Source organism: Dactylosporangium cerinum (assembly GCF_042653625.1).
In the GTDB taxonomy this organism is placed as follows: Bacteria; Actinomycetota; Actinomycetes; order Mycobacteriales; family Micromonosporaceae; genus Dactylosporangium; species Dactylosporangium cerinum.
On the sequence record NZ_JBHSIU010000041.1, the window covers coordinates 617,689 to 640,918 of the forward strand.

Here is a 23,230-nt window from a genome sequence, read left to right on the forward strand (position 1 = left end):
ATGTGACGCAGCGGACTGATGGCGGTTCGAATCCGTTGAACCCAGGTCGCATTCACCATGTGCAAGAAAGGGCGTTTTCCTTGCCGGCTTGGCCATTCCACATCCGACGGGCGGGGCGCACCGCCGTGCAGGTCACCATATTGCACTCGGCGACCCCTGCACTACGGCCAATGGTTGATCAATCGAGATTCATTGATCAAAAACAGACGATCACGCCTGTTCACGCACGCATCGCGGATTCGGACCCTGCCGATTCGACAATTGCACAAGATCGCGCCATTGTGGCGCCGCCCATTGATCCCTGACTGCTTTGGTTTCGACAAGGACGGGGTCGGCAGCTTCCGGACAACGGGATGGAACGCGGAACCGAACATCGGCATCTTCGACGGCGTGGAGGGCTTTCTTCTCCGCCGGCGACATTCATGATCAAGCCGGTGCAGGTGCCGGGACTGCCGTCGGGCAATCGAACACGGAGATACGGTCCTGGAGGCCGAGTTCGGTGAGGATGCTCGACACGTTGGACTTCACTGTCTGCTCGCCGAGGGACAAGGCGCAGGCGATCTCGCGGTTGGAGCGGCCGCGGGACAGGGCGGCCAGCACGTCGGTGCCCATCGGGGCGAAAGTGCGGGACAACCTCACCTTCTTCGTCACATGAAGGCGGGCATGCAGGCGGTCAGTCGTCGAGCTCGATGCCTTTCGCCTTGGCGAGCTCAACGATCTTCCGCACCTGCGCCGCGTCGGTGGTGACAGGGGCCAGCAGCTTCGACAGCGATTCGAGGGCGCCCCGGTCGGTGCCGTACGCACAGAACATGCCGCCCTCCGGGTCATAGGAGAACCGGCCTTCGAGCGCCGGCGCCTCCGTGCTGACGAGCAGCTTCGCGACCTCTGCCCAGAAGTACCCGTTGGGCTCGTGCCCGAGTTCCTCGACGAGACCGTCGACGTCGGTGGTCCCGGCGTTGAGCAACAGCGAGTACTTGCCCGGCGACGTCTCGATCAGCTTCAGCGCGGTCATGGACGGAGCTTCGCAGGCCTCCACCACGAACAGCAAACCGTGGGCGGTGTCCGCTCAGAAGAGCTCGGCGAGCAGGGCGGCAGCGCGGGCGGCGCCGTCGCCGGACACGGGGCGGTAGGTGACGGGGCGGTCGATCTCCTCCGCGATCGCCGCGGCCAGCATGTCGGGGGTCAGGGTGTCGTAGTCCATCCGCCGGCCGGCGCCGTGGCGGCGCAGCCGGTGGGTGACGTGGAACTGCTGCTCGAAGTGGTTGCGCAGCGGCACGTAGATGAACGGCCGACCGGCCGCGGTCAGCTCCATGCAGGTGGTCAGGCCGCCCTGGACCACCGCGAGATCGCACGCCGCGAGGTGCTGGTCCAGCGACGGCACATACGGCCGGACCTCCAGGCCCGCCGGTGCCGGCACCGAGGCGGGGTCGATGCGCGGGCCGGCGACCAGGATCATCCGCAGTCCGGGCACCTTCCGGGCGGCCTCCGGGAACGCGGCGGCGACCAACCTGAGCAGGTGCCCGCCGACGCCCGAGCCGCCGACCGTGACCACGCAGACGCGCTCGTCGTCCCGATAACCGAGCGAGGCCCGCAACACGGCGCGCGCAGCGGCCCGCGAGTCGGCGTCGGACGCGGCCGACCCAGCGCCGGTAACAGCGCCGGTGCCGGTGCCGGTGACAGCGCCGGTGACGTAGCCGGCGAAGTCGTAGTGCTCGGACGTCCAGTCGCGGATGCGGGGCAGGTCCGGGCCGAACCGCTCGTCCACGACGTCGTCGGGGTCGCCGACGAAGATCGAGCGGTCGCGCAGCCGGGGGTAGCGGGCGATGTGGCCGATCATCTCCGCGTTGTAGTCGGCGGCGACCAGCGCCTCCCGCTCGCCGCCGGCCGGCATCGGCAGGAAGCCGACGAAGTCGGTGAGCCAGGCATACGCCGACCGCTTCAGCTCGGGATTCTCGTGCAGGAAGTGGTCGACGTCCCAGGCCTCATCACCGACGACGAGGTCGTAGCGCTCCTGCGCGAGCAGGTCGTGGAAGACCATGAAGTTGGCGAGGAGGATCTCGTCCATCCGCCGCAGCGCCTCGAAGCAGTGCAGGTCGTGCTCGCCGGACTCGCTCTCCACGTGCGCGGACTCGTTGACCAGGAACCGGCTCGCGGGGTGGACCCGCTCACCGGCGTCGGCGAGCATCTGGGTGACGGGGTGCTGGGTGAGCCAGTCGATCTGGACGCCGGGCCGCAGCTCGCGCAGCTGCGTGGCGATGGCGAGGTCGCGCCGGGCGTGGCCGAGGCCGATCGGTGAGGACAGGTAGAGGACCCGCTGCGGCCGGGACTGCCAGCGGCTCCATACCTGGCGGGTCGGCGCCGCCGGGCGGAACCGGTCGGCGAAGCCGCGCACCAGCAGGTTGACCCGGACCGGGTCGCGGGCGATGGGGATGTGCCCGCCGCCGTCGATGACGACCAGGTCGCCGCCGGTGAGCTCGGCCAGCGCCTCGCTGCGGGCGAGCGGGACGACCTGGTCGGCGCTGCCGTGCAGGACCAGCATCGGGCTGGTCAGCCGGGCGCACCAGGACTCGAGGGCGTCGCGGTCGGGCCGGTCGGCCTGGCTCTCGACGTCCAGGACGGCGCCGGTGGTCTCCAGGGCCCAGCCGACGCCGTCCTCGACCGCCTTCGTCGAGTGCGGCTCGCTGAAGCACTGGCCCATGAAGAACCAGGCGAAGTCGTCGTGCCGGGTGTGCCAGTAGCGCCGGTTGTACTTGCGCCAGTGGCTCGCCGGGTCGGTGCCGAGCCGCGGCACCGCAGACGGCGGGAGGTCGGGTGCCGGCGGGTCGTCCAGTCCGCCGGATGCGGCGCGGGCCTGCCCGGGCGGGGTGAGGGCGATGGAGGCGCCGATCGCGACGGTGCCGTGGACCCGCGCGGGGTGTTCGGCGGCGAGTTCGAGTGCCCAGTTGACGGCCCGGGACAGCGCCACGACGACCGCCTTGTCGGTGCCGGTGGCGTCGAGCACGGCGAGGGCATAGGCGACCTGGGCCGCCTGCCCGTACGCCGGTGGGGTCGCCGGCCGGTCGGAGCGTCCGTTGCCCGGGCCGTCGTAGGTGACGACGCGGAAGTGCCGAGCGAGGTAGGGCAGCTGCATCTTCCAGATCCGTTTGTGGACCAGGGTCCACGTCGGCAGCAGCAGGATCGTTGGGCCGCCTTCGCCATACACCTCGAAATGAATCTTGACGCCGTCGTGCTCGATGAAGCCCTCGGTGTCCGCCTGCCGTGCCCGCATAGCTCCCCCGCCCTCAGCCCTGCTTCAGTGCGCCGGGTCGGGGCACGAAGCGCGGCACCCGCCGCAGGTAGCGCTCATACGGCTCGCCGAGCTGCGCCCGCAGGTCGTGCTCCTCCAGCCGGACCCCCACCATGATGTAGCCGCTCGCCGCGAGGGCGAAGACGAGCCGGCCGACGCTGAGGTCGGGCGCGGCCCAGAACGCGATCAGGAAGCCGACCATGAGCGGGTGCCGGACCAGCCGGTAGATCAGCGGCTCCCGGAACTCAGGCTCGGCATAGGCGCGGTCCCGCGCCCGGTCGAGGATCTGGCGCAGGCCGAAGAGGTCGAAGTGCCCGACGGCGAAGGTGCTGAAGATCAGCACGATCCAGCCGAGCGCGTAGACGGCCCACAGCACGGCGCGGGCCCAGGACGGGCCGACCGACCACACCTCGGCGGGCAGTGGCTGCCACTGCCACAGCAGCAGGGCCAGCACGGCGGTGGACGCCAGGACGTAGGTGCTGCGCTCGACGGAGGTCGGCACGAACCGGGTCCACCACCGCTTGAACCAGGGCCGGGCCATGACGCTGTGCTGCGCGGCGAACAGGGTCAGCAGCGCGGCGTCGACGAGCAGCGCCCGCCATGCCGGGCCTGCCGCACCGTCGTCGATGCCCTTGGGCACGGCGACGCCGGCCAGGAATCCGATCGTGTAGAGCAGGGTGGCGAGGAAGGCCAGATAGGCCGTCGCGCCGTAGATGAGGACGAACGCTTTGCGAAGCATAGGAGCCTCCTTGTTCGGTCGACCGACCGACCAGAGTCACGGTAGCATTCGGTCGACCGACCGAACAAGGAGGCAACCGCTTGAGCACCGCCGCCCGCATCATCGAGGCCGCAAGGGCGTGCCTGCTCGCCGACGGCTACGCCGCGCTGTCCACCCGCCGCGTCGCCGAGCAGGCGGGCGTGCCACTCAGCCAGATCCACTACCACTTCGGCGGGAAGCAGGGCGTCATCCTGGCACTGCTCGACCACGAGAACCAGCAGCTGGTCGACCGTCAGATCCAAATGTACGGCGCGGAAACACCCCTCTGGAAGCGCTACGAGCAGGCGTGCGACTTCCTCGACGACGACCTCGCCTCCGGCTACGTGCGGGTGCTGCAGGAGATGATCGCGGCCGGCTGGTCCGACCCGCAGGTCGCCGCCAGGGTCTCGACCATGCTCCAGGCGTGGTTCTTCGTGCTGGTGCAGGTCGCCACGGAGGCGGAGGAACGGTTCGGCTCTCTGGGCCCCATGCGCCCGGTCGACGTCGCCGGCCTCATCGGCCTGTCGTTCCTCGGCGGCGAGGCCGTCATTCTTCTCGGAGGCGGTGAAGGCGGCGAAGGCGGCGAGGACGGCGGCTGGAGCGACCGGGCCCGCCGCTGGTTACGCAGCATCGGCGACCTCATCCGCCACTTCGAGGAAAGCGACCGGACGGCCACCAGTTGAGGCCCATGTGATCGATCCATGTCCGCGACCCGTCACGTGATCCCGGCGACCGTGTCGCGATCCAGACGGAGCGCGGCGAACCTGGCCCACGACGGTTGATGCTGTGCCCGTGCCGACCTCCCGCCTCACCCACGCCGTGGGTGCACTCCTGATCATCGCGACGCTCACCCTGGCCGGCGCCACCCCCGCCGGCGCCGAACCGACCCGCGGCCCGGACTGCCCGGCGACCCGTGCGCAGCTGGCCGGCCAGCACATCACCACCCTCGAGGGCCTGCCCGATCTCACCTGCGCCGACCTGCACGACGCGGTCCTCGACGGGCTCGACCTCGGCCAGGCCGACCTGTCCCGGGTCGACGCGCACGGCGCCTCGTTCCGCAACACCGACCTCATCCAGGCCACCCTCACCGGCGCCAACCTGCGCGGCGCCCGCTTCGACGGCGCCGACCTCAGCCAGGCCGAGCTCGACACCGTCGACGCCCGCGACGCGTCGTTCGCCGACGCCGACCTCAGCCAGGCGGACCTGACCGGCGCGGACCTGCGCGGCGCGGACTTCACCGGCGCATCGCTGACCCAGGCCGAGCTCGTGAAGGCGGACCTGCGCGGCGCCCGCACCGTCCTCGCCGAGGCCATCCAGGCCGACGCGGCCGACGCGAAGGTCGACATCCTCGACCCGGGCACGTTCCAGGCGTCGCTGCTCGCCGTCCTGGTCGGCCTGGTGCTGCTCGTCAAGGCGCTCATCGACGTCGCCCGCGGCCGGACCCCGGGCGGGAGGGCCGTGCACCGGGGCGTGTCCCGGCTCGTCGTCTACGCCGTCGTCAACGTGTTCGTGTGGTTCATCGCCGGCATGATGCTGCTGCCGCTGATGTTCATCGAGGTGCTCTACCCGGTGCTCGTCGGCGCGCTGTTCGTCTACCTGTCCGGCGCCGTCCGCGGATACCGCCCGGCCCGGTTCGGCCCGGCCGACCCGACCTCGCAACGGGTCGGCCTGACCATCCGCTGAACCATCCGCTGAACCAGACGCTGAACTATCCGCTGAACCAGGCGCTGAGCAGATAGCCGGCGAGCAGCATCACGGAGCACAGCACCAGCGCGGCGACCGCGAGCCCGACCAGCAGCATCGGGCGTCGCGGCGCCCCGCGCGGCGCCGGGCCGGGCAGAAACGACGGCATGAGCCGCACGCTATGCAACCGGTCCACGCCGCTGGGGCAGGCGCCGGGCTGACCCTGTGAAACTCTCGTGAAGCACGATCAGAAGTTTTGTAGCGTCTGCCCGATGACCGCACCACCGCTCGACGTCCGCCACATCGCCGCGGCGTTGCCCGACCCCGACGCCGATCTGGCGTTCCTGCTCGCCGAGGTCGACTGGGACGACCGCATCCGGGCCCGGCGGACGGCGAGCTTCGGCACGCCGTACAACTACTCCGGCCACCACTACGACCCGGCGCCGATGCCGCCACGGATCGCCGCCATCGCCGCGATCGCGGCAACGCACGCCGGGCACCATTACGACAACTGTCTCGCGAACCGCTACGACACCGGCGAGCACACGATGGGCTTCCACCGCGACTCCTACGAGGGCCTGGTCCCGGACAGCGCGGTCGCGATCGTCTCGCTCGGAGCCACCCGGACGCTGGTGTTCCGCGGCGAGGACCGGGCGCACCGGGCCGAGATCGTGCTCGAGCACGGCTCGCTGCTGCTGATGACCGCGGAAACCCAGCGGCACTGGACGCACGCCGTGCCACGCGCCGCCGGCGTCGGACTCCGGTGCAGCTTGACGTTCCGGCGTTTCGCAGTGGTGCGACCAGCGTCAGCGTCGGACCGGTAACCGGACCGGCCCGCGCACGGTCGGATCGTGGTCCCGCGATGTGCCGTCAGGTGACGTGAAGATCCACGGCACGGTGCTCAGACGCTGTCGCCGTGGCGCAGCAGCCGGGCCTTCGCCGAGTCGAACTCGGGCTGCGTGAGCGCGCCCGAGCGGCGCAGCTCGTCCAGCCTGGCCAACTGGTCCACCATGCTGTTCTGCCTCGGTTCGACCGGCGGCGCTTCGCGGATGGCAAGGCGGGTCCAGTCTGCCGGGTCGTAGTCGACGCTGAACCGGTCGCCTGGCTGCGGCGCCGCCAGCGGCGACACCAATTTTGTCGCCACCGCCTCGAACGGCGCCGACCCGTCGGCAGGCTCGACCCGCAGCCGCAGGTTCGCCAGTCGATGGGTTGCCACCGCCTCGAACTGCACCGACCCGTCGGCCAGCTCGACCCGCAGCGGCATGTTCGCCAGCGGGCTATCGTTCAGCGTGGTACCGGTGTCGGTGACCGACAGCACGGTACCGACCGCCGGTCGGCCGGGCCCCACGAGCGTGTTGTACGGCCTCTCCAGGAGAGAACGCACATACGCCTCGTTCGCCGCATTGGGCCGCGGCGGTACCCGTCGCATGTACACGGCGAACGCGAAGATGCCGACCCCGACGAGCACGAAGATGCCCCCGAAGACCCAGCCGAACAGGTTGTCGCCCGCCACGCCGGCCGCGAGGGCGCCTGCCCCGACTGCGGCGAAGATCGCGCCCGTGACCAGCAGCCCTCCGCCGGCCAGGATGGCGATCACGGCCACCGGAAGGCCGACGGTTACGGCGATCATGCTCATGTCGGACGAAATGTGGCAGGTCCCGGTCGGCTCGCAGTCGGTGCTGTTCACCCCGCCGTACGTGCCGACTCCGACCGCCGCCGCAGCGGCTAGGCCGATCACTTTGGCGATGACCACGCGGGCGCTCACGATGTCACAGCCTAGACACGGCCGGCGGCGCGAGCCATGCTGCGACGCAGTTCCGACAAGAAGCCTTGAGCCAGACATTCCGCGCAACGACGTTGATACCGAGCGTCTCATGTTGTGCGGGCGTGGTCGAAGTGGAGGAGGACGAGCGCGACGGCGACGATCTTGCCGATCCGCCGGGGGCAGAGACTGACGTTGCGCAGCGCCTTGAACGTGCCTGCCGCATGAGGCCCAAAGAACACTCAGCGACAACGGATGCCCGACGTCCGCCACGACGTCGAACCCGGCCGCGGGCAGTTCCCGCACGAGCGAGCGGGCCAGGACACCGACCCGGTCGGTGAGCCCGGCCACGGCCCGCGGCGCCAACGTCCGGCCACCGGCGCCCGGCGGGCGGTGTGCTGTCGCCGCCGCCGGGCCGCGGCTCGAACTGCCGCGGCGAGAACCCGGCGAGCCGGCCGGGCCCGGGCGTGGACGGCGGCGGCGTCGAGTTCCTCGTCGGTCTGCGGCTCCTCGTCGTAGTAGGCGAAGCTGGACCCGTACCAGGCGATGACGGTCACGACCGAACAATGTTGACGGTCAACCGGTCCGCAGCGCGTCGGTGGGCGTGAGCCGGGCCGCGCGGAGGGCCGGGTACAGCCCGGCGATCGCGCCGACCGCGCACGCCGCGGCCAGGCCGAGCCCGACCGCGAACGCCGGTATCAGCGGCTGCCAGCCGCGTTGCAGGGCCAGGGTGTAGGTGGCACCGGCGCCGAGGAGGACGCCGGCGGCGCCGCCGGCCGCACCGACGAGCAGCGACTCGACGAAGAACTCGAGGCCCACGTGCCGGCGGGCGGCGCCCAGCGCGCGGCGCAGGCCGATCTCGGTGCGGCGTTCCAGCACGGAGATGACCATCATGTTGGCGACGCCGACCCCGCCGACGAGCAGCGCCACCGCGCCGAGGCCGACGAACAGCGCGGTGCCGGACTCGGCCACGTCCAGCCGGGCCGAGAGCGCGTCGGAGGGGCGGCTGACCGCGACGTCCTCCGGGTGCTCCGGGTTGGCGGCGCGGCCGAGCATCGCCGCGACCTCGGCCGTGCGCTCCTGCGCCGCCCGGACGTAGATGCGGCTCGCGTGCCCGTCGTGGCCGAAGTCCTGGGCGGCGGCACCGAACCCGATGAGCACCGACCGGTCGATCTCCGGCGCCAGTTCCGCCGGGTTCAGGATCCCGATGACGGTGTACCAGTGGCCGTCGAGCAGGATTCGCGGGCGGCCCGACAGGTCGGCGATGCCCAGCCGCGACGCGGACACATGGCCGAGCACTGCGACCGGGTACCGGCCGGTCAGGTCGGTGAGGAACGCGCCGTGGGCCAGCTGTCCGTCCAGTGTGGACAGCAGCGCGGCGTCGGCGGCCCGCACCGACAGCCCGGCGGTGCCGGCGGAGGGGACGAGTTCGCTGCGGCGGACCCGGACGTCGGTGATCTCGGCGGTGGGCGCGCTGGCCTGCACACCGCTCGTGGCGCCGACCCCGCCGGCGGCGGTCGCGGGCAGCGGCCGTTCCGTGCCGCTGGCGCTCTGCCCGTCGGCGACGGTGAGCAGGTTGGTGCCGAGCCGGTCGATGCGGGCGAGCAGGTCGGCCTGGCTGGAGCGGGTGATGCCGAGGACCGCGACGACGGCGGCGATGCCGATGCCGACCCCGAGCACCGACAGGGCGGCCCGGGCCGGCCGGGACCGCAGGCCGATCGTGGCCACCGGCAGCAGGTCGGCGGCGCGCAGGCGGGACAGCGGGGTCATTCGGGGCTCCCGGTATCGTCCGCGACGAGCCCGTCCCGCAGCGTGATCCGCCGGTGGGCGGCCTGCGCGACCTCGTCGCTGTGGGTGATGACGACGATCGTCGTGCCGTCGGCGTGCAGCTCGCGCAGCAGGGCGAGGATGCCGGCGCCGGTGGCCGAGTCGAGGTTGCCGGTGGGTTCGTCGGCGAAGACCACCGGTGGCCGGCCGACGAGGGCGCGGGCGATGGCGACCCGCTGCTGTTCCCCGCCGGAGAGCTTCTGGGCCTTGTGGTGGGCCCGGTGGGCGAGGCCGACCCGGGCCAGCGCGTCGGTTGCCGCGGCGCGGCGGGTCGCGGCCGGGACGCCGCGGTACAGCAGGCCGGTGGCGACGTTGTCCAGTGCGCTGAGGTGGGCGATCAGGTGGAAGTGCTGGAAGACCACGCCGAGTCGGTGCGCGCGGAGCCCGGCCAGCCGCCGGTCGGACAGGTCCTCGATCGGCTGCCCGGTGATGCGGACCGAGCCGCTCGTCGGGCGGTCCAGGCCGGTGGCGAGGTTGAGCAGGGTGGTCTTACCGGACCCGGACGGGCCGACGATCGCGGTCAGCTCTCCACTGTGGATGGTGAGGGTGATGCCGCGGATCGACTCGACCGGCGGCGTGCCGGGGTAGACCTTCCGCGCGTCGCGCAGGTGCAGGACCGGGCTCATGCGACGGGCACCTGCACCCGCTGGCCGGCGCTCAGCTCACCGGTCACCTCGACCGTGCCGCTGAGGCTGTCGAACAGGCCGGGCTCGACCGGCACGTACCGGCCGGAGTCCAGGCGCACCTGATACCCGCCGCCGGGGCGGGCCAGCAGCGCGGCGACCGGCACCAGCAGGACGTCGTCGTGGGTCTGCCGGGTGACGGCGATGTCGACCGGCGCCTCGTCCAGGTCCCCGGCGGCGGCCGGCAGGGTGACGCTGATCGTCACCGGCACCATGGGCGGCCCGGCCGGCCCGTTCGTCGGGGCACTGGTCGCCCGGCCGATCTGCGTGATGGTCCCGGGGAACGGTGGCATGCCGGCGACGGTGACCGTGACCAGGTCACCGACGTGGATCAGTGGCCGCCGCTCCAGGGTGACCTGGGCGGTGACGGCGGGCGTGGCGGAGGTCGCGGTCAGGACCGGCTGGTCGGGCCCGATCGTGGTGCCGACCGTGCCCTGGACCTGGCTGACCCGCAGGGCGCCGGGCTGGAACACCACCTGACCCAGCGCCAGGGTGCCGGTCCGCTCGCTGACCGGCAGCCCCCAGCCGGTCTGCACGCGGCGGATCGCGGTCGTGGTGGCGGCCGAGAAGTGCTGGTCCACGGTGATCTGGTGGCCGGGGTCGGCGCCGAGCGCCACCAGGTTCTCCTCCAGCTGCCGGACGTCGGCGCCGTCCGTCATGCCGCCGGTGAAGTCCCGGTAGGCGGGTGTGGCGCCGTACAGCAACCGCACGGGGCGGCCGTTCACCGCGTAGAGGTCGCCGCCCCGGCCGACCGTGGCGCCGGCCGCGGCCACGGCGGTCAGCACGCCCGGCTCGCCGAGGCGGTTCACCGGGTAGGACCCGGCGAAGCCCAGCGCCCCGCTGACCTGCACCCGCTCGGACACCGTGCCCCTGGTGACCTCGGCGGTGCCCGTCGCCACCGCCGCCGTGCCGTCGTCGGCGGCCTGCGGCTGCGCGGCCACCGCGAACCAGACCGCCCCGACCGCCGTGCCGGCCGCGGCCACCGCCACGACGCTGCCGAGCACCCTGCCGGTGCTCACTTCTTCGACCCGCCGTTGATCTTGATCCCGCCGTCGTAGTGCTCCTTGCACGCGGCCTGGGCCGCCTGGAACTTGTCGGACTTCACGACGGTCGGGTCGGTGAGCTTGAACGCGCCGCGGCTGTCCGGGTCCGGCCAGTCCGGCAGTCCGTGCTGCCGGACGCATTCGGAGAACCTGGTCATCTGCTCGAGTTTCGCGGCGGACGGCGGCGGTTCCGGCGCCAGGACGCTGGCCGGCAGCTGGGCGGAGATGTGTTCGCACGCCTCGGTCGCGGCCCGCATCTGCTCCTCCGTCACCGACCCGTCGGGCGCGCCGGCCCGGGTGAGCCGCCCGTCCTCGAGGGTGCCGTCCCGGAAGCGGGCGACGCCGTGGTCGCGCATGCACTGCCCGTACTGCCGGACGAGGGTCATGATCTGGTCGTCGCTCATCGTGGCCGCGGTCCGGGACGCGGCCGGGCCGGCCTTGCCGCCGCCGCAGGCCGAGAGGATGCCGACCGCGGCGAGCAGGACGATCGCGAGCCGGTGCCGGAGTAGGGCTGTCGTCATGCCTCACAGGCTGCTGCCCGGGCGGCACCGGCGTCGTCTGAGCCCGATCCCATCTTTGCCGCCGGTGGATCGGAGTCCGCTCCTACCCGGGGATACGAGCGCGGTCCGATGCGCACCGCAGAAGCGCTGTCTACGCTGGGCCCGTGCACCGGGCCGGCGAACTGTTCCGTCTTCTGCTCGCTCGACGGGTCTACCTCCTCGACGCGGTGCTGGCGCTGTTCCTGACGGTCCTGTCCAACCCGGTGCTGAAACCGGTCGAGTGGCGGGTGGACGGCGTGCTGCTCACCGACACGACCAACGACCCGCAGGCCGCCGGCCGGCTGCTCGCCACCTGGTGGGCCTGGACCGCCGTGATGGTCGTCGGCCTGCTCCTGCAGCACCGGTGGCCGCTGGTGGCGCTGGCCCTGACCAGCCTCGGCGCGGCGGCGCACGCGCTGATCCGCGACCCGCAGGGGCCGCAGATCCAGTTCTTCCTGCTCATCGACCTCGCCGTGCCGGTCACGCTGTACACCCTGGCCAGCCGCAGCCGGTCCCGGCGGCTGTCCACGGCGGTGCTGGGCGTGCTGATGCTCGCCGTCATCGCCGTCGGCGTCGTCAACCAGCTCGGCCTCTCCGCCGGACCCGGGGTCAGGAAGCCGCTGTCCCCCGGCAAGAGCGTGCCCAGCTTCCAGCTCTCCGTCGCGGACATCCAGCACAAGGTCGTCGAGCCGGGGCTGACGATGCTGCTCGTCCTGGCGCTCGCCTACGCGCTCGGCACCGCCTCCCGCGCCCGGCAGGCCCATCTGGAAACCCTCGAACAGCGCGCCGCGGACCTGGAGCGGGATCAGCGCCAGCGGATCGCGCTGGCGACGGCCACCGAGCGGGCCAGGATCGGCCGGGACCTGCACGACGTGGTGGCGCACAGCCTCTCCGTCGTCGTCGCGCAGGCGCAGGCGGCGCTCGCCGCCCAGCACCGGCACCCGGAGCGCACCACGCAGGCGATGCGCGAGGTCATCACGGTCGGCCGCGAGTCACTGGCGGAGATGCGGCGGCTGGTCGGCGCGTTCGGCCCCGCGCCGGACGCCGGGCACGGCCTCGCCCCGCAGGTCGGCATCGATGCGCTGCCCGGCCTGGTCGAGCGGGTCCGGGCGGCCGGCGTGCCGGTGCGCCTGACGGTCACCGGACCGCCGGCGGACGTGCCGGCCGGGGTGGACCTGTCCACCTACCGGATCGTGCAGGAGGCGCTCACCAACACGCTCAAGCACGCCGCGCCGGGCGCGGAGGCCGGCGTGACCGTGACGATCCGCTCGGACCGGGTCGAGGTCGAGGTCGTCGACGACGGCGCCGGCCGCCCCGCCGGCCCGCGCCGGGAGGACGGCAACGGGCTGCGGGGCATCGCCGAACGCGTCCACCTGCTCGGCGGGGTGCTGGCCGTCGGGCCGGAGCCGGGCGGGGGTTTCGCCGTGCGGGCCTGCCTCCCCGTGTCGTCCCAGCCGAGCCGCGCCCCCGACAGCACGGCGACCGTCCGGTGAGCGACGACGACCCCGTCCGGCGGATCCGCGTGGTGCTCGTGGACGACCAGACGCTGATGCGCACGGCGTTCCGGGTCATCTTCGACGAGACCGACGACATCGCCGTGGTCGGCGAGGCCGGGACCGGCGAGGCCGCGGTGCGGGTGGTCGACAGCGTCCGGCCCGACGTGGTCCTGATGGACATCCGCATGCCGGGCATGGACGGCGTCGAGGCGACCCGGCGCGTCCGTGCCCTGCCGGGCGCCGATGCCCGGGTGCTCATCCTGACGACCTTCGACCTGGACGAGTACGTGTACGCCGCGCTGCGGGCCGGGGCCAGCGGCTTCCTGCTCAAGGACGCGCTCGCCGAGGATCTCCTCACCGCGGTCCGCACCGTCGCGTCCGGCGAGTCCGTCACCGCGCCCAGCGTGACGCGACGGCTCATCGACCACTACGTCGGCAGCGCGCCGTCCCGGGTGGACCCGTCGGACCGGCTGGCCGTCCTCACCGCCCGGGAGCTCGAGGTCCTCACCCTGATCGCCCGCGGCCGGTCCAACCCCGAGATCACCCAGGACCTGCTGCTGGCCCCGGGGACGCTGCGCACCCACATCGGCCGGATCTTCGCCAAGCTCGGCCTCCGCGACCGGGTCCAGGCGGTGATCCTCGCCTACGAGTGCGGGCTGGTGCGCCACGACGACCGGTGACGCACGGGTGCCGTCCTCATGGTGGGAGCAGGATCCAGCGCCCCGCGGTCGGGCCGCCGTGCATGTCGGCGAGGTCGGCCACCCCGTCGAGGAGCTCGCCGAGCCGGTCGTCGACGGCGTGCAGGTCGGTGCCGGTGAGGTTGACGGTGAGCACCAGCTCGTCGTGGCTGAGAAAGGCGATGTCCGGGTCGTCGACGTCGGTGCGGCGGCGGTTGCGTGGCACTTCCAGCGCGGGCACCCGGCGCTGGGTCGGGACCAGGTCCCGGTCGACGGCGGTGAGCACCGCGAGCAGCAGCGCGGCCGGGCCGCCGTCCAGGTCGCGGAGCCCGACGGTCAGGGTCGTGCCCTCCGCCGCGGCGCCCGTGCCGTCGACGTCGAACCGCAGGCTCGGCGGCTGCCGGAACGCCGAGGTCAGCAGGTCCGACCAGTGCGACAGCCAGTGCAGCACGGTCGCACAGTCCTTCCCGGCCGCCGTGCGCTGCCGGGGCGTACCCCCGACCACCTCGTAGCTCAGGGCAGTGGTGGGATCTGCCACAGGTGGACCTCCCCTCCGGCCGTGTCGGACAGGGGCTCGGCCCGCAGTGCCGAGACGACGCGAGCGGTCCACTGCGGCTTCGCGCCGCCCGGGCGGCCGCACAGGACGCCGTGCCCGGCCGGCACGGCGTCGAACGCCTCGCGGGCCGCCCGCTGCGCCGCGACCAACGCCGGTTCCGGGGTGAACAGCCAGATGTCGTCGGCGTAGGGATCCCGGCGCCGGTCCTGGCCCGGGGACCGCATCGGGATCGGGCCGAGGCCGAACTCCCGGCCGACGGCACCGAGGGCGTGCACACCGGCCGTGATGATCCGCAGGCCGGCCAGTCCGTCGACCGGACCACGGAACCAGTCCGCGGGCAGGTCGATGTCGCACAGGATGCTCGGCTCGCCGCGCAGGCGGCCCAGCGTGATCTCGGCGACGGCGGCGGCGTCCGTTTCGGCCAGGCGCGCGCGCAGCGCCAGGCCCGTGTCCTGGCCGAAGCGTGGCAGCAGCCACCGCCGGCCGAGGAAGGCCAGTTCGAGCCGGAACTTGGCCATGATGAACAGGTCGTGGACCCGCCAGTCCTTGTTGACCAGGTGGGCGTTGCCGTTCGCCACCAGTCCGAACGGTTCGTACTGCAGCCAGTACGCGGCGCTGTGCATGGGCTACGACCACGCAAGCGTGCCGCGGTGCCGCCAGTACCCGTCCGGAGTTTCCGGTGCCGGCAGCGGACCGGTGCCGGACAGGGACAGTGCCCGGAGATTCAGAGCCAGCTGCGCCGTGGTCGCCGCGCCGGACAGCACCACGCCCGCCCACGGCTGGTCCAGCGCGGCCGCGATGGCGTCCGCGTCCCGCTCGGCGAGCCGCCCGTTCGCCAGGGCCTCCTTGACGATGACGGTGCGCCCGTCGGCGTGCGCCTCGGCGAGGGCGGGCCCGGCCGACGGCTCGAGGGGATTCCAGGTCGCCTGGACGCTGCGGAACAGCGGCTCGCCGGCGACCTCGACGCGCAGCGCGGCCCGGATGGCGTCGGCCTGGCGCGGCCCGCTGGTGGACAGCCCGACGGTGACGCCGCGGGCGGCCAGGTCGGCGAGCCGGTGGTGCAGGACCCGGTCGGTCAGCGCGGTGCTGTCCGGTGTCACGGAATGGATCTGGTACAGGTCGAGCCGGTCCCCGAACAGTGCCAGGGTCTCGCTGACCTGCCGGTCGTACGTGGCGACGCTGTGGTCCTTGGCCTCGTGCACCGGCGCGTCGATGCGCCACCCGGCCGTGTAGGTGTAGCCCCATTTGGAGCCGACGACGACGTCGCGCCGGTCGCCGAGCCAACCGGCCAGGAACTCCTCGGCGAGGCCGTAGGAGCGGGCCACGTCCACGTAGCGCACCCCGGCCGCGTACGCGACGTCCAGCACCGCGTGGCTGCGCGCCCGCATCGAGGACACCGACCGGTCCTCCGGCAGGTCCCGGTCACGCCCCAGGTTGATGTACCCGGGCCGCCCGACGGCGGCGAGCCCGAGCCCGATCCGGTGCACGGGCACGCTCAGGTCCAGCCGATCAAGTGCCATCGCCTGATCCTAGGCCGCGGCCGTCAGCCGATGACCCGGGTTTCCTGCCCGCGCTACCGCCGGCGGCGGCGCAGCACCGTGATCACGCCGACCGAGACGGCGGTGAGGGCGACCGCGCCGACCGCGAGCACGGTCGGCCAGATCGAGTACGTGCCGGCCCGATGCGCGGCCGGTGCAGCCGACTGGACGGGTGCGGTCGGCGGGGGCGGGCTGTGCAGCGCGGCCGCCTCCTCCGGGGTGACGAGGTGGCCGACGGACGTCGCGGCGGGCAGCGCGAAGCCCCAGTCGAACAGCATCGTGCTCTGCTTCCAGGCGCGGGCGGGCACGATCTCGGCGCCCATGATGGTGACCACGAGCCGCCGGCCGTTGCGTTGCGCGGCGCCGACATACGTGTGGCGGGCCTCGTCGGTGAAGCCGGTCTTGCCGCCCAGCGCGCCCTGGTACTCGGTCAGCAGCTTGTTCTCGTTCTGGATCTGGAAGCCCTTCGGGTCCTTCGGCGGCTGCGCCGGCCACTGGAAGACCAGGGTGGTGTCGTAGGTGATGAAGTCGGGCCGGGCGAAGTCGGCGCGGGCGATGAGCGCCAGGTCGTAGGCGCTGGTGAGCTGGTCCGGGGCGTCCAGGCCGGACGGGGTGACGGCGTGGGTGTCGTCGGCGCCGAGCCGGCGCGCCTCGGCGTTCATGGCCGCGACCGTCGCGGCGACCCCGCCGTCACCGCCGGCCACGCGGGCGAGGGCGTTGGCGGTGTCGTTGCCCGACTGGAGCAGCAGCCCGAGCCACAGCGTCGACACGGGGTACTTCCCGCCGACGATCATGCCGACGGCGGAGCTGTCCTTCGGCAGCGCGAGGTCCTCGGGGGTGGCCTCCACGACCAGCGCCGGGTCGAGTTTCGGCAGCGCGGTCGCGGCGAGCAGCAGCTTCTGCACGCTGGCAGGCCGGCGGCGCAGGTGCGGCGCGCAGGCGCCGAGGACCTCGCCGGTGTCGAGGTCGGCGACCATCCACGACATCGCGGACAGCGTCGGCGGCGCCGGGGTTCCCGGGGCGACGGCCAGGCCGGTCGTGCCGAGCTGCCCGCCACCGACCACGGGCGCGGCCGGATCGCGTTCGGGCGACGGCGGCGTCGGCGGGATCGTGGCGATGGTGGCATACGGGCACGGCACCGGCGCCGGCGCCGCAGTGGACGGGCTCACCACCGGCGCCGGCCACGCCATCAGCCCCGCGCTCAGCACCGCGGCCACCAGTCCCGTCGCTCCCATGGCGGGGAGCGTAGCCGCCACGGGTCGGCTCGATGGAAACGGGCGTGCGGCGCACTCGGTGGCCGGGCATGATCTGCCGGTGAACCCATGGGCTTTCGTCGCGGCCACGGTGGGGTTCATCGTGGTCGGGACGTGGCTGGCGGTGACCGGCGACGGGATCGCGCGCTGGGTGGGCGGCGGCGGGGCGGTGTTCTTCGCGGTCGGCCTGGTGTACGGACTGCGCGACCTGCTGGGGCCGCGCCCGCAGATGACTGCCACGGCCGAGGACCGGGCGCCCGTCGACATGACGCCGAAGCCGTGGATGCTGCTGGTGGGCGTGCTGCTGCTCGTCGGGTTCGGGGTGGCGGCGACGGTGTTCAGCGAGGGACGCGACCGCTGGCTGGGTGTCGGAGCGCTCGCCGGCGCCGCGTTCGGGGTGGTCGAGACCGCCTGGAAGCAGCGTGCCGGGAGGCGTTGAGGGCAGCCGAGGTCGACCGTCGCTCCGCCTCAAGCCGACCAACCTCGCTGCCAACGGGACACCGGATCGGACGCGACTCACCGTGACGATTACGGCCGATAGGGTGATGACATGGTGAACGCGGCGCCCGCCGTCTACCGCTGCGGACTGACCGACAGCAGCCGCTGGCGGGAGTTCCAGCTGCGGCCGGACGACATCGTGATCAGCGTGCCGTCGAAATGCGGTACGACCTGGATGCAGATGATCTGTGCTCTGCTGGTCTTCCAGACCCCCGACCTGCCCGCCCCGCTCACCACCGTCTCGCCCTGGCTCGACATGTTCCTGAGACCGATCGCGGACGTCACCCGGACCTTGGACGCCCAGCAACACCGCCGGTTCATCAAGACCCACACCCCACTCGACGGTCTGCCCCAGGTGCCCGGCGTCGCGTATGTCGTTGTCGGACGCGATCCCCGTGACGTCGCCGTGTCGATGGCTTACCACCGGCCCAACCTCGACGACAAGGTCATCCACCGCCTCCTGGCCTCCGGCGACCAGGCACCCACCGGCCCGCCAACCACACCGGTGCGTCCGGCAAGCACGCGTGAACGCGTGCTGCGGTGGATCGATGACCCGCGGCCGGCGACGGAGAACCTGGACTCGCTGCGCACCGTGGTTCACCATTTGGGCCAGGCGTGGGAACTCCGCAACGAACCGGCGGTGATCCTGCTGCACCACGCCGATCTCTCTCGAGACCTCGCAGGGGAGATGCGGCGACTCGCCGACCGGCTGGGCATTCGCGTGCCGCGGAACCGATGGCCAGCCCTGGTCGAGGCGGCCACCTTCACCTCCATGCGCGCCAAGGCCCACCAGCTGGCCCCTGACGAGCGGCTCGGACTGTTCATCAACAACAGTGCCTTCTTCCGCTCCGGCAAGCCCGGCCAGTGGCGCGAAGTCCTCAATGACGCCGACCTCGCCGCCTACGACAGCTTGATCCGGTCGCTGGCCGATCCAGACTTCGTCGACTGGGCCGAAGACGGCACACACAGCAGCTGAACGACACCAGCAACACGAGCCCACGCCTGCACCGACGACGGTGGGCTGACCGCCGAGATCCATGTGCGCGACCAGACCGAGATCCTCGATATCCGGCTGCTGATCCGGAAGGGCCGGGCCCGCAACGGCAGCTGGTTCCAGACCGTCGCGCTCGGCGAGCCGGACGCAGTCGTGGCCGTGCGGGCCGATGGACGGCAGTTCAGAACCCCGCGGTTGCCAGGTTTCCTGTGGTACCAATGCCCGCTGGAACGCCGCGTCACGGACTGACGTGGAGCCGCGCCGCGTGCGAGGCGAGGGCGTCCACGGCGGTGGCGACGGCGGGACGGGCGGCGGCGCTGTCCCGCCAGACCGCGAAGACCCGGCGGGTGGGTTGCGGGTCGAACGGCACCGACACCGACACCGACACCGGATCCCGGCCGAGGCGCGGGATCACGGCCGCACCGAGCCCGGCGGCGACCAGGGCCAGCTGGGTCGAGTGCTCCGACGCGGTGTGCCGGATCCGGGCCTGGGCGCCGTGCCGGCGCAGGGTGGCGGACAGCCAGTCGTGGCAGATCTGGCCGGTGCTCCAGCCGATCCAGTCCTCGCCGGCGAGGTCGGCGACGGTGACGGCGGCCCGGCCGGCGAGGGGGTGCGCGGCGGGCAGCGCCACGTCGAACGGGTCGTCGAGCAGGTGCCGCCGGGACAGTCCGTCGGGGACGGCGAGGACGTCGTCGGCCCAGTCCTGCACGACGGCGACGTCGGGGTGCCCGCGGCGCAGCGCGGCGACGGCCGCGTCGGGCTCCTGCTCCGACAGTGCCACGTCCAGGTCGGGGAAGGCGGTCCGCAACTGCGCCAGGACGCCGGGCAGCAGGCCCCGGGCCGCGGTTGCGAACGCGGCGACCGCGAGCGGGCCGGCAACGACGCCGCGGTGCCCGGCGAGGCCCGCCTCGACCCGTTCGACGAGCGTCAGGACCTCGCCGGCGCTGCGGGCGAGCACGGCGCCGGCCTCGGTGACCCGCACGCCGCGGCCCTGCTTCTCGACCAGGTGCTGGCCGGTCTCCCGTTCGAGCCGGGCGATCTGCTGCGAGACGGCGTGCACCGCTCCCCCGCGATCCTGCCGATCCCCGGCACGTCCCGCCTCGCGCACCTGGAGCAGAACGTCGCGGCGGCACACATCGAACTCGACGCCGAGGACCTCGCCGCGCTGTAGCTCGCCGGTACCATGGCCGCCGTGGAAAACGGGGATGTCAGGGTCGGGATCGGGGTGTTCGTCTTCCGCGACGGAAGGTTCCTGATGGCGCGGCGCCACGGCGCGCACGGCGCCGGCACGTGGTCGGTCCCTGGCGGCCACCTCGAGTTCGGTGAATCGTTCGAGGACACCGCGATCCGGGAGGTCGCCGAGGAGACCGGCGTCCAGATCACCAATGTCCGGTTCGGCGCCGTCACCAACGACGTCTTCGCCGACGAGGACCGCCACTACGTCACCGTCTGGATGCTCAGCGACCACGTGTCCGGCGAGCCGGCGATCCTCGAGCCCGACAAGTGCCTGAGCCTGGGATGGTACGACTTCGACGCCCTGCCCGAGCCGCTCTTCCTGCCGTGGCGGCAGTTGCTGCGCTCGCCGCTGTTCGACACCATCCGGAAGTCCGCGGTTTTTCCTGCCGTGCCGCCGGCCGGAGCCGATGAGCCTCAGGAGTGCCCGATGGCGTAGCCCGTTCAGGAGGCTCGACGACATGAACATGCTCCGGCGGACCCGGGTCGCGACGCGACTGGCGGTCGGGTTCCTGATCGTCTCCCTGTGCGTGGTGGCCATCTGGCTGGCGGCGTTGTCGTCGGCCGACGGCACCCGCACGACCGCGTCCAGCCTGTCCGCCGCGCAGGCCGAGCTCGACACGGCGCAGCAGCTGAAGTTCCGCAGCACCGACGTGCTGGGCTGGCAGGCCGGCTACGCCTTCGACATCGTCCGCGGCGCCGCCGACGCGACCGCGGACACGGCGGTGTCCCGCGCGGCGTTCCTCGCGGCGATGGACAGCTTCAGCAGCGAGGTCGACGCGATGGCGGCGCTGCCGCTGACCGCCGGCCAGCAGGCCGACGTGCGCGCGATCCGGGCCGCGTTCACCGAGTTCCTCGGCCTCGACGAGCGGGTCATCGCCGCCTACCGGGCCGGCACCCCGGCGCAGACGTCCGAGGCCAACGACATCGTCGCCGGTGAGGCCCTGGACGTGTACCAGACGATCAGCGACGGCGTCGACGACCTGCTCGCCGTCGCCCGGCAGAAGTCCGCCACCGCGCAACGCGGCGCGCAGCACTCGGCGAGCACGACGAGCCGGACCGCGACCGTCGCCGGCATCGCGGCGCTGCTGCTGTCGATCCTGCTGGCCGTCGCGCTGTCGCTGTCCATCATCCGGCCGCTGCGCGCCATCGGCGATCGGCTCGCCGACATCGCCGACGGCGACGGGGACCTGACCCGCCGCCTGGACGCCGGCGGCGACGACGAGTTCACGTCGGTCAGCCGGTCGTTCAACACGTTCGTCGCGAAGATCGGTGACACGGTCCGCGCCATCGGCGGGTCGGCGGCGACCGTCGCCGAGGCCAGCGCCCGGCTCACCGACACGTCGACCAGCATCATGACCGGCGCCCAGCAGACGTCGGACCGGTCCGGGCTCATCGTCGCCTCGGCGGACGAGGTGTCGGGCACGGTGCGGACCGTGGCCAACGGCGCGGAACAGATGAGCGTCTCGATCCAGCAGATCGCCGGGACCGCCGCCGAGGCGGCCAGGATCGGCGGCCAGACCAACCTGCTGACCCAGGCGACCTTCGACCTGATCGGCCGGCTCGCCTCGTCCAGCCGGGAGATCGGCGACGTGGTCAAGGCGATCACCGCGATCGCCGGGCAGACGAACCTCCTCGCCCTCAACGCGACCATCGAGGCCGCCCGGGCCGGCGAGGCGGGCAAGGGCTTCGCCGTGGTCGCCGGCGAGGTCAAGCAGCTGGCGCAGGAGACCGGCCGGGCCACCGAGGACATCACCGCGAAGGTGCAGAGCATCCAGCAGGACACCGCGGCCGCGACCGACGCGATCAACCAGATCGTCGAGATCACCGGCCGGCTCGGCGAATACCAGAACACGATCTCCGCCGCCGTGGAGGAGCAGACCGCGACCACCGACGAGATCAGCCGCAACATCACCCAGGCGGCCGCGAGCTCTGCCGACATCGCCGCGAACATCGCCGGGATCTCCGCCGCGGCGCAGAGCACGACCGGCGGGGTCCAGGACACCCGCACCGCCGCGCACGAGCTGTCGGCGATGAGCCACGAGCTGCGCGACCTGGTGGGCCAGTTCCGGGTGTGACGGGCCCGGGCGCCGGCCGGGTTCCGTGACCCGGCCGGCACCCTCCGATGCCCAGCTCAGGTCGCGGCGGTGCGGGCCAGGCCGTTGACGGCGCCCTGGAACATGCGGTTCCAGGGCCGGGCAACCAGCGGGCGGACCAGGCCGACGGCCGCACCGGTGAACGCCTCGACGTTGCTGATGTGCGTCCCGCCGGAGGCCGTCGGGGTGAAGCGCCATGAGTGGCAGCTCCTGATGCCGCCGGAGTCACCGGCCCAGGCGGCGCGGGCCTCGGGTTCGAGTTCGGCGATGGTGGCCTGCTCGGTCTTGGTGCCGACGGGGAAACCCAGCGCAAGGGTCTGGTCGAAGCGCGCGCCCAAGGCGAAGCCGGGGGTGCCCGCCCAGGCGGTTGCCGTGTGCAGCGGCGACCAGTGCGGCCAGGTGGCCAGGTCGCTCCACACCCGCCAGACCTGCTGCGGGCTGGCTTCGGTGACCGCTGAACCCTGCACGACGAGGGTCTTCCAGCCGGGCGTGGACGCGGAGATGCGCCGGAGGCAGAACGTGACGTTGTCGTTGTGGACGGACTCAAGAGACATTCCTGAACCATACAGTTCAGTACATGTGAACTCAACAGTACAGTTCAGATGTGATAGCGTCCGCTCATGACCCAGCCCCAAACGCCCCGCATACCTGCAGGTGAACGGGCTGAACGCAAGCGCCAGGCGATCGTGCGGGCAGCCCGCGACACGTTCGTCCAGCACGGCTTCGACGCCGGGATCGACCTGATCGCCAACCAGGCCGGGGTTTCCAAGGTCACCGTCTACAACCACTTCGGCAGCAAGGAAGGCCTGTTCCAGGCCGTCATCGGCGACGCGTTGGAGCAGGCGCTCGACCAGGCGGTCGCCGGCACGCAGGCGCGCCTGGACAGCTCCGACGACCTGCGCGAGAGCCTCGTCTGGACCGCGCGCTCCTGGGTCGCCGCGATGACCCGGCCGGACATGCTCGCCCTGCGTCACCTGGTCGTCAGCGAGGTGCGCCGCTTTCCTCGGCTCGGTCAGGCCTGGCAGCAGAACGGCCCCGACCGGGCCCGGCCGGCCCTGGCGGCGACGTTCGAACGGCTCGTGGCCCAGGGGCGGCTGCGGATGCCGGACGTCGACGTCGCCATCATCCAGCTGTACTCCCTCGTGCTCTACCCGCATCTGATCCACAGCGCCTACGGCGCGACGCTGCCGGATCCCGTCGCCGAACGCCTCATCACCACCGGCGTGGACATGTTCCTCGCCTATCACCAGTACGTGCCCGCCACCGGATAACGGGCACCGCCTGCTCGTAGCATGGCCGGCACGGCGAC

Annotated in this window: 29 protein-coding genes and 1 pseudogene; 12 read left to right on the forward strand and 18 right to left on the reverse strand. The window is 72.5% G+C overall.

Annotated elements, in window-relative coordinates; genetic code table 11:
* Window positions 1–426: 426 nt before the first annotated feature.
* The 4 genes from ACFPIJ_RS31895 to mddA form a co-directional block, all read right to left on the reverse strand.
* Window positions 427–612, reverse strand: coding sequence for a LuxR C-terminal-related transcriptional regulator (locus ACFPIJ_RS31895; RefSeq protein WP_380120469.1), 186 nt, complete (start codon window positions 610–612; stop codon window positions 427–429).
* A 61-nt stretch (window positions 613–673) separates the two neighbouring features.
* Window positions 674–1,012, reverse strand: a complete 339-nt coding sequence (locus tag ACFPIJ_RS31900; RefSeq protein ID WP_380120471.1) for an Imm51 family immunity protein — start codon at window positions 1,010–1,012, stop codon at window positions 674–676.
* 54 nt (window positions 1,013–1,066) lie between these two features.
* On the reverse strand, window positions 1,067–3,268 hold the full coding sequence (locus ACFPIJ_RS31905) for an alpha/beta fold hydrolase (protein WP_380120472.1): 2,202 nt from the start codon (window positions 3,266–3,268) through the stop codon (window positions 1,067–1,069).
* A gap of 13 nt (window positions 3,269–3,281) precedes the next feature.
* A complete protein-coding gene (gene mddA, locus ACFPIJ_RS31910) occupies window positions 3,282–4,025 on the reverse strand; it encodes a methanethiol S-methyltransferase (RefSeq protein ID WP_380120473.1) in 744 nt (247 codons plus the stop codon).
* Window positions 4,026–4,105: 80 nt separating this feature from the next.
* Between mddA and ACFPIJ_RS31915 the strand changes: the two genes are divergently transcribed.
* Both ACFPIJ_RS31915 and ACFPIJ_RS31920 read left to right on the forward strand, forming a co-directional pair.
* Window positions 4,106–4,726, forward strand: coding sequence for a TetR/AcrR family transcriptional regulator (locus tag ACFPIJ_RS31915; RefSeq protein ID WP_380120474.1), 621 nt, complete (start codon window positions 4,106–4,108; stop codon window positions 4,724–4,726).
* Between the two features lie 109 nt (window positions 4,727–4,835).
* Window positions 4,836–5,726, forward strand: a complete 891-nt coding sequence (locus ACFPIJ_RS31920) for a pentapeptide repeat-containing protein (RefSeq protein WP_380120475.1) — start codon at window positions 4,836–4,838, stop codon at window positions 5,724–5,726.
* A gap of 25 nt (window positions 5,727–5,751) precedes the next feature.
* Here ACFPIJ_RS31920 and ACFPIJ_RS31925 read toward each other — a convergent pair whose 3' ends face one another.
* Window positions 5,752–5,895, reverse strand: coding sequence for a hypothetical protein (locus ACFPIJ_RS31925; RefSeq protein ID WP_380120476.1), 144 nt, complete (start codon window positions 5,893–5,895; stop codon window positions 5,752–5,754).
* 103 nt (window positions 5,896–5,998) lie between these two features.
* Between ACFPIJ_RS31925 and ACFPIJ_RS31930 the strand changes: the two genes are divergently transcribed.
* The gene (locus ACFPIJ_RS31930; protein WP_380120477.1) at window positions 5,999–6,550 is read left to right on the forward strand and encodes an alpha-ketoglutarate-dependent dioxygenase AlkB; all 552 of its coding nucleotides are present in this window, start codon (window positions 5,999–6,001) and stop codon (window positions 6,548–6,550) included.
* A gap of 77 nt (window positions 6,551–6,627) precedes the next feature.
* Here the strand turns inward: ACFPIJ_RS31930 and ACFPIJ_RS31935 are convergent, their stop codons facing one another.
* The 7 genes and pseudogenes from ACFPIJ_RS31935 to ACFPIJ_RS31965 all read right to left on the reverse strand — a co-directional run bounded on the left by ACFPIJ_RS31935 (window position 6,628) and on the right by ACFPIJ_RS31965 (window position 11,562).
* Entirely contained in the window at window positions 6,628–7,491 is an 864-nt protein-coding gene (locus tag ACFPIJ_RS31935) for an SHOCT domain-containing protein (RefSeq protein WP_380120478.1), read from the reverse strand.
* Between the two features lie 107 nt (window positions 7,492–7,598).
* A pseudogene (locus ACFPIJ_RS31940) lies at window positions 7,599–7,703 on the reverse strand (IS5/IS1182 family transposase); the annotation flags it as partial.
* Window positions 7,704–7,730: 27 nt separating this feature from the next.
* Window positions 7,731–8,045, reverse strand: coding sequence for a hypothetical protein (locus ACFPIJ_RS31945; protein ID WP_380120479.1), 315 nt, complete (start codon window positions 8,043–8,045; stop codon window positions 7,731–7,733).
* Window positions 8,046–8,064: 19 nt separating this feature from the next.
* Window positions 8,065–9,258 carry an ABC transporter permease gene (locus ACFPIJ_RS31950; RefSeq protein WP_380120480.1) on the reverse strand — a complete coding sequence of 398 codons (1,194 nt, stop codon included), beginning with the start codon at window positions 9,256–9,258 and terminating at the stop codon, window positions 8,065–8,067.
* Complete coding sequence (locus ACFPIJ_RS31955) at window positions 9,255–9,941, reverse strand: ABC transporter ATP-binding protein (protein WP_380120481.1); 687 nt, start codon at window positions 9,939–9,941, stop codon at window positions 9,255–9,257. The genes ACFPIJ_RS31950 and ACFPIJ_RS31955 overlap by 4 nt, the downstream gene beginning before the upstream one ends.
* Window positions 9,938–11,017 (reverse strand): peptidoglycan-binding protein, encoded by a 1,080-nt coding sequence (locus tag ACFPIJ_RS31960; RefSeq protein ID WP_380120482.1) that lies wholly within the window; start codon window positions 11,015–11,017, stop codon window positions 9,938–9,940. Before ACFPIJ_RS31960 ends, ACFPIJ_RS31955 begins: the two co-directional genes overlap by 4 nt.
* Window positions 11,014–11,562 carry a hypothetical protein gene (locus tag ACFPIJ_RS31965; protein WP_380120483.1) on the reverse strand — a complete coding sequence of 183 codons (549 nt, stop codon included), beginning with the start codon at window positions 11,560–11,562 and terminating at the stop codon, window positions 11,014–11,016. The genes ACFPIJ_RS31960 and ACFPIJ_RS31965 overlap by 4 nt, the downstream gene beginning before the upstream one ends.
* 143 nt (window positions 11,563–11,705) lie before the next feature.
* Between ACFPIJ_RS31965 and ACFPIJ_RS31970 the strand changes: the two genes are divergently transcribed.
* Together ACFPIJ_RS31970 and ACFPIJ_RS31975 are read left to right on the forward strand one after the other, a co-directional pair.
* Window positions 11,706–13,073: a sensor histidine kinase gene (locus ACFPIJ_RS31970; protein WP_380120484.1), complete on the forward strand. Its 1,368-nt coding sequence runs from the start codon at window positions 11,706–11,708 to the stop codon at window positions 13,071–13,073.
* Window positions 13,070–13,756: a response regulator gene (locus tag ACFPIJ_RS31975; protein WP_380120485.1), complete on the forward strand. Its 687-nt coding sequence runs from the start codon at window positions 13,070–13,072 to the stop codon at window positions 13,754–13,756. Before ACFPIJ_RS31970 ends, ACFPIJ_RS31975 begins: the two co-directional genes overlap by 4 nt.
* A 16-nt stretch (window positions 13,757–13,772) precedes the next feature.
* Here the strand turns inward: ACFPIJ_RS31975 and ACFPIJ_RS31980 are convergent, their stop codons facing one another.
* From ACFPIJ_RS31980 to ACFPIJ_RS31995, 4 genes are read right to left on the reverse strand one after another with little or no spacing between them, the layout of a single operon-like run.
* A complete protein-coding gene (locus tag ACFPIJ_RS31980) occupies window positions 13,773–14,291 on the reverse strand; it encodes a hypothetical protein (protein ID WP_380120486.1) in 519 nt (172 codons plus the stop codon).
* Window positions 14,267–14,932: a hypothetical protein gene (locus tag ACFPIJ_RS31985; protein WP_380120487.1), complete on the reverse strand. Its 666-nt coding sequence runs from the start codon at window positions 14,930–14,932 to the stop codon at window positions 14,267–14,269. Before ACFPIJ_RS31985 ends, ACFPIJ_RS31980 begins: the two co-directional genes overlap by 25 nt.
* 3 nt (window positions 14,933–14,935) lie before the next feature.
* Window positions 14,936–15,829, reverse strand: coding sequence for an aldo/keto reductase (locus tag ACFPIJ_RS31990; protein WP_380120488.1), 894 nt, complete (start codon window positions 15,827–15,829; stop codon window positions 14,936–14,938).
* A gap of 53 nt (window positions 15,830–15,882) precedes the next feature.
* Complete coding sequence (locus ACFPIJ_RS31995; protein ID WP_380120489.1) at window positions 15,883–17,082, reverse strand: D-alanyl-D-alanine carboxypeptidase family protein; 1,200 nt, start codon at window positions 17,080–17,082, stop codon at window positions 15,883–15,885.
* A 79-nt stretch (window positions 17,083–17,161) separates the two neighbouring features.
* Between ACFPIJ_RS31995 and ACFPIJ_RS32000 the strand changes: the two genes are divergently transcribed.
* The 3 genes from ACFPIJ_RS32000 to ACFPIJ_RS32010 all read left to right on the forward strand — a co-directional run bounded on the left by ACFPIJ_RS32000 (window position 17,162) and on the right by ACFPIJ_RS32010 (window position 18,841).
* Window positions 17,162–17,539, forward strand: a complete 378-nt coding sequence (locus tag ACFPIJ_RS32000; RefSeq protein WP_380120490.1) for a hypothetical protein — start codon at window positions 17,162–17,164, stop codon at window positions 17,537–17,539.
* Between the two features lie 111 nt (window positions 17,540–17,650).
* Complete coding sequence (locus ACFPIJ_RS32005) at window positions 17,651–18,574, forward strand: sulfotransferase domain-containing protein (RefSeq protein WP_380120491.1); 924 nt, start codon at window positions 17,651–17,653, stop codon at window positions 18,572–18,574.
* Between the two features lie 63 nt (window positions 18,575–18,637).
* Complete coding sequence (locus ACFPIJ_RS32010) at window positions 18,638–18,841, forward strand: hypothetical protein (RefSeq protein WP_380120492.1); 204 nt, start codon at window positions 18,638–18,640, stop codon at window positions 18,839–18,841.
* Here ACFPIJ_RS32010 and ACFPIJ_RS32015 read toward each other — a convergent pair.
* Window positions 18,831–19,652: a LysR family transcriptional regulator gene (locus ACFPIJ_RS32015; RefSeq protein ID WP_380120493.1), complete on the reverse strand. Its 822-nt coding sequence runs from the start codon at window positions 19,650–19,652 to the stop codon at window positions 18,831–18,833. The two genes, ACFPIJ_RS32010 and ACFPIJ_RS32015, sit on opposite strands and share 11 nt — an antisense overlap.
* Here ACFPIJ_RS32015 and ACFPIJ_RS32020 point away from each other — a divergent pair.
* From ACFPIJ_RS32020 to ACFPIJ_RS32030, 3 genes are read left to right on the forward strand one after another with little or no spacing between them, the layout of a single operon-like run.
* On the forward strand, window positions 19,647–19,763 hold the full coding sequence (locus ACFPIJ_RS32020) for an aldo/keto reductase (protein WP_380120494.1): 117 nt from the start codon (window positions 19,647–19,649) through the stop codon (window positions 19,761–19,763). The two genes, ACFPIJ_RS32015 and ACFPIJ_RS32020, sit on opposite strands and share 6 nt — an antisense overlap.
* Window positions 19,764–19,784: 21 nt before the next feature.
* A complete protein-coding gene (locus ACFPIJ_RS32025; protein WP_380120495.1) occupies window positions 19,785–20,264 on the forward strand; it encodes a nucleotide triphosphate diphosphatase NUDT15 in 480 nt (159 codons plus the stop codon).
* A 22-nt stretch (window positions 20,265–20,286) separates the two neighbouring features.
* Entirely contained in the window at window positions 20,287–21,903 is a 1,617-nt protein-coding gene (locus tag ACFPIJ_RS32030) for a methyl-accepting chemotaxis protein (protein ID WP_380120497.1), read from the forward strand.
* A 56-nt stretch (window positions 21,904–21,959) separates the two neighbouring features.
* Here the strand turns inward: ACFPIJ_RS32030 and ACFPIJ_RS32035 are convergent, their stop codons facing one another.
* Entirely contained in the window at window positions 21,960–22,475 is a 516-nt protein-coding gene (locus tag ACFPIJ_RS32035) for an SRPBCC family protein (protein WP_380120499.1), read from the reverse strand.
* 66 nt (window positions 22,476–22,541) lie between these two features.
* Here ACFPIJ_RS32035 and ACFPIJ_RS32040 point away from each other — a divergent pair, with 66 nt between their 5' ends.
* A complete protein-coding gene (locus tag ACFPIJ_RS32040; RefSeq protein WP_380120501.1) occupies window positions 22,542–23,192 on the forward strand; it encodes a TetR/AcrR family transcriptional regulator in 651 nt (216 codons plus the stop codon).
* Window positions 23,193–23,230: the final 38 nt, after the last annotated feature.